Genomic DNA, 4,697 nt, shown 5'->3' on the forward strand with positions numbered 1-4,697 from the left:
CGGGTTGGCAAAGAGACCCTTCCTCGGCATGGGTTCAGGACGCATCATATTTAAGACTTAGGAATGTAAATTTTGCATATAATTTCAGTGAAAATTTTACCAAAAAAATAAAGGTAAAGGCTTTAAGTGTATATGTAACCGGAAGCAATTTATTTACAATAACCAATTATACAGGATATGATCCGGAAACGAGCAGCGAAGGTGCCGGACTTACAAAAGGTGGCGATTACTTGGGCTATCCAACTGCAAGGACGTTTATCCTTGGACTTAATTTGACGTTTTAAACATTCATTAATGCTTATATTTTAAATATATGAAAAAGATAAATCTATTATTCGTAGCAGTCTTCTTTCTGGCATCATGCAGTGATGACTTTATTGACCTGAACCCGAAATCAAATTTAAATGCCAATTCATTCTATAAAACACAACAGGACATTAATCAGGCAACCCTTTCTGCTTATGGCAATTTGCGTTCATTATACAATTCAACATATGTGAGGCTTGGCGAAATCCGTTCAGACAACACTACCTATTCCTGGCTGTCGGGAAACCCTGCAAATGAAAAAGGCATAGATGAATTTGCCTCTCCCTTACTTCCTGAAAACAACTTTATAACAGACATGTGGGATGACAGTTATAAAACAATACTAAGATGCAATATTGTTCTTGGTCGCAGCGATGCAGCTACCTTCACTGATGAAAAATTAAGAAGTCAGTATAAAGCAGAAGCCAGTTTCTTAAGAGCGCTTGTTTATTTCTGGCTCAATAGGGCATTTGGAGGGCCAGCTTTAAATGGCCAGCTTTTAGGGGTAATCAAAGCAGACAAAGAACTAAGTCAAACTGAAGCATATGCACTTGGGCGTGCACCATTGCAAGAAATGTATGATTTCATCATTGCAGACCTAAAATATGCCGAAGCTAATCTTCCTCAGTCATACGGAGGCACAGACAAAGGTAGAGTAACCAAGGCCGGAGCCTCAGCATTGCTTGGTAAAGTTTATTTAACCATGGCAGGCTATCCGCTTAATAAAGGAGGCGAATATTACAATCTTGCCAGTCAAAAACTTGCAGAAGTAGTAAATAATTCTGCGTATTCTCTGGTTCCAAGCTATAAAGACCTGTTTGATGTTTCTAAAAAGAACAGTACTGAATCTCTTTTTGAAGTTCAATACATGAAAGGCGCACCAAATGGAGCAACTGGTAGTCCATGGAATAACAATTTCGCTCCAAGATTTTCAGATAAAGAGGTTGTTTTGGTGGGCGACAAGGGTGGTGAGAACTCTCCTACCCAATACATGTCAAATGCTTATGAAACCGGAGATCCCAGGAAATTTGTATCCATGCGAGATGGCTGGATCAATGCTAAAACCGGAGCCTTGCAAACCGAGAAATATGTGCGTAAATACTATGATGTTTCAACAAGCGGTTCAGACAATGGCAACAATTGGATAGAATTACGTCTGGGAGACGTGTACTTACTTTATGCTGAGGCGCTGGCTCGTGGCGGGGGCGACAAGGGAATTGCCCTAACTTATCTAAACAAAATTCGGGAACGGGCAAGAAAAACTCCTGGCGACCCTAATATTCAACCAGCACCGAATTTATTACACGATTATCAATTGAGTGAATTCAGCGGTGATCAGGCTTTCCTGTTAGCAATTGAAAACGAGCGCCGTGTTGAGCTGGCTTTTGAGAATCACCGGTGGTTTGACCTTGTAAGAACAGGACGAGCCAAAGATGTGATGATTGCAGAACAACAGTTTGATGGTTACAATAGCTTTACCTGGAGTGATAATGCATTGACTTATCCTATTCCAATGACAGTGATGCAGTCAAATCCACAAAAAATAATACAAAACAAAGGATATACCCAGATGTAACATGTTTATACATGTTGCATTAATCAACTATCGTTAACAATTGTTTCGCTAAATTTATTTATATGAACTCAAAAATAACCCCGGTGTTACTAGTGATACTCCTTCTTACAGGAGTATCATATGCTCAAAACAAAGACAACTCCCTTACCAAACAGGAAATCAAACAAGGTTGGAAACTCCTTTTTGATGGTCAAAGTCTTAACGGATGGACATCTGTTGGGAAAGATACGCCACCAGCTACAGGATGGAAAATAGAAAATGGCATTTTATCTGCAAAAAAGGAAGGAGAAAAAGGAGGTGGTGATATTTTTACAAAAGATGAATATGCTGATTTTGATCTCTCTGTTGACTTTAAGCTTTCTGAAGGAGGAAATAGTGGAATAAAATATTTCTTCACTAAGTATACTAAAGGAGGTTGGCTCGGATTAGAATACCAGATATTAGATAATGTAAAACACCCTGATGCAAAATTGGGAAGGAATGGCAACCGTTTACAGGCTGGTTTGTATGACATGCTACCTTTAGATGTACCACAGGAGAATAAAACCGGTGAATGGAACCGAGCAAGAATCGTAGCCAAAGGCACTAAAGTAACTCATTACTTAAATGGAAAAAAGACGCTTTCCTTTGACCGCAGCAGTGATTCCTACAAAGAAGCATGGAAGCTAAGTAAGTTTAAAGATTCAGAACCACCGTTTGGTCAGGTAAAAAAAGGGCATATTCTACTTCAAGACCATGGGGATGAAGTTTCATTCAAAAATGTTAAAATCAGAGTTTTATAGAATTCCAAAACAATCAACCAAAAACCAATTATGAGCAACAATTCAAGAAGAGATTTCATAAAAAAAATAGGTATCGGAACAGCAGCTTTATCTGTTGGAAATAGTGTATTCGGAGGAACTGCCTCTGGGTTTAGTGCCAAAAGCTATAGAAATATTATTGGCGCAAATGACAGAATAAACATAGCAACTATCGGCGTTAATAGCCGTGGGAATAGCATGGGAGGTACAATTGCCAAACAAAAAAACACGCAAATAGTTACAGTTTGTGATGTAGATTCAAGAGCCATTCCTAAGGCAATAAACACTATTGTGAAAGCTGGTCAAACAACTCCACCAAAATCTGAAAAAGACCTGCGCAAGGTTCTGGAAGATAAATCTGTTGATGCAATATACACGGCAACTCCTGATCATTGGCATGCACCATTAACCATTATGGCTTGCCAGGCCGGAAAACATGTATATGTTGAAAAGCCATTAAGCCATAATCCAAGAGAGGGTGAAATTGCAGTAGCAGCAGCCAGAAAATACAACAGAATAGTGCAAATGGGCGCCCAACGTCGCTCTGCCCCTACGCTAACCAAAGGAATACAGCTACTCCATGAAGGGATAATTGGCCGCGTATATATGGCAAAAACATGGTATACGAATACCAGGAAAGAAACCTTTTTAAAGCCAGCAAATGTACCCGACTGGCTGGATTATGATTTATGGCAGGGACCAGCACCACGTGTTAATTACAAAGATGGTTTAATCCACTACAACTGGCACTGGTTCTGGAACTGGGGAACCGGCGAAGCGCTAAATAATGGAACGCACGAGGTAGATGTAGCCCGTTGGGGTCTGGGAGTAGATTTTCCGACCCGCGTTAGCTCTTCCGGCGGAAGATATCATTTTAATGATGACTGGGAAACCCCAGACACGCAGGTAGTAACGATAGATTATCCTGGTAAGGTTACCTTGCTTTGGGAAAACAGAAGCTGTAACGGAAGAAAAGTTGAAGGACAGGAAAGAGGAATTATCTTTTATGGTGAAAAAGGAAGCCTGGATACCGGAGATGATGCTTATAAAATATATGATCTTCAAGGAAAGCTAATTCAGGATGTGACACCAAAATCTGGCGGAGAATCTTTAGAGGGAAGAAATACAGCGAGTCCAAGTTTAGGGATGGATAGTTTGCATATGGCAGATTTTCTTGATGCCATCAGAAACAACAGGCGTCCGAACTGTGATGTTGAACTCGGTTACAAAAGCTGTGTAGCCATGCAGTTAGGCAATATATCATGGAGGGTTGGTCGCGACTTAAAAATTGATCCGAAAAACGGTCACATCGTTGGCGACAAAGAAGCTCAGAAACTATGGGGCCGTTCGTACGAAAAGGGATGGGAACCCAAAATCTAAAAATCAATCTTTATGAATATATCCAGGTTGTGCTTCAATATTATATTACTGCAGGGAATATGCATTTTTGGTGCCTTTGCTCAGCCTCCGAATACCTTAACCAGTCAAGAGAAAGCATTGGGATGGAGTTTGCTTTTTGATGGGAAAACATTTAACGGATGGAAAAAGATAGCTGAAGGAGGATGGGAAATTAAAAACGGAGAGCTGCTTGCTGTAAAACCCGAAAACGGCAAGCAAATGGATATTATAACCAATGCTCAATTCGACAACTTTGAACTTTTCTTTGAATTTAAAATCTCAAAAGAAACAAACAGTGGGGTTAAATATCTGGTAACAAATGATTATGAAGCACAAAAAGGTACTTTCTTAGGTCTTGAATATCAAATATTAGATGAAATGAACTTTAAATATCCAGAGCGCGGTGAACTTCGCTCACTGGCATCATTGTATGATCTGATATCTGCTGATAAGAAAAATCCCGCATTGCTTGAACACTGGAATATAGCCAGAATCATTGTAAACAAGAATCATATTCAGCATTGGTTAAATGGGCGCAAAGTTGTAGATTATGACAGGAGCACAGAATCTTTTAAATCATTAATAGAGAAAAGCAAGTATAAATCCCTTAAAAATTT

Annotated in this window: 5 protein-coding genes; all 5 read left to right on the forward strand. The window is 39.6% G+C overall.

Going from position 1 to position 4,697, the window contains the following annotated elements; genetic code table 11:
- On the forward strand, positions 1-284 hold a 284-nt coding region (locus tag AC1DDX_RS03680; RefSeq protein WP_477621783.1), incomplete at its 5' end, for a hypothetical protein.
- Between the two features lie 29 nt (positions 285-313).
- Positions 314-1,882, forward strand: coding sequence for a RagB/SusD family nutrient uptake outer membrane protein (locus tag AC1DDX_RS03685; RefSeq protein ID WP_337715204.1), 1,569 nt, complete (start codon positions 314-316; stop codon positions 1,880-1,882).
- A gap of 62 nt (positions 1,883-1,944) precedes the next feature.
- Positions 1,945-2,664, forward strand: a complete 720-nt coding sequence (locus tag AC1DDX_RS03690) for a 3-keto-disaccharide hydrolase (RefSeq protein WP_172663848.1) — start codon at positions 1,945-1,947, stop codon at positions 2,662-2,664.
- Positions 2,665-2,694: 30 nt separating this feature from the next.
- A complete protein-coding gene (locus AC1DDX_RS03695) occupies positions 2,695-4,062 on the forward strand; it encodes a Gfo/Idh/MocA family protein (protein ID WP_337715206.1) in 1,368 nt (455 codons plus the stop codon).
- A gap of 12 nt (positions 4,063-4,074) precedes the next feature.
- Positions 4,075-4,697, forward strand: a 623-nt coding sequence (locus AC1DDX_RS03700) for a 3-keto-disaccharide hydrolase (protein WP_477621784.1), incomplete at its 3' end; no start/stop codon positions are given.

This window comes from Pedobacter sp. 10L46_2 (assembly GCF_056395165.1).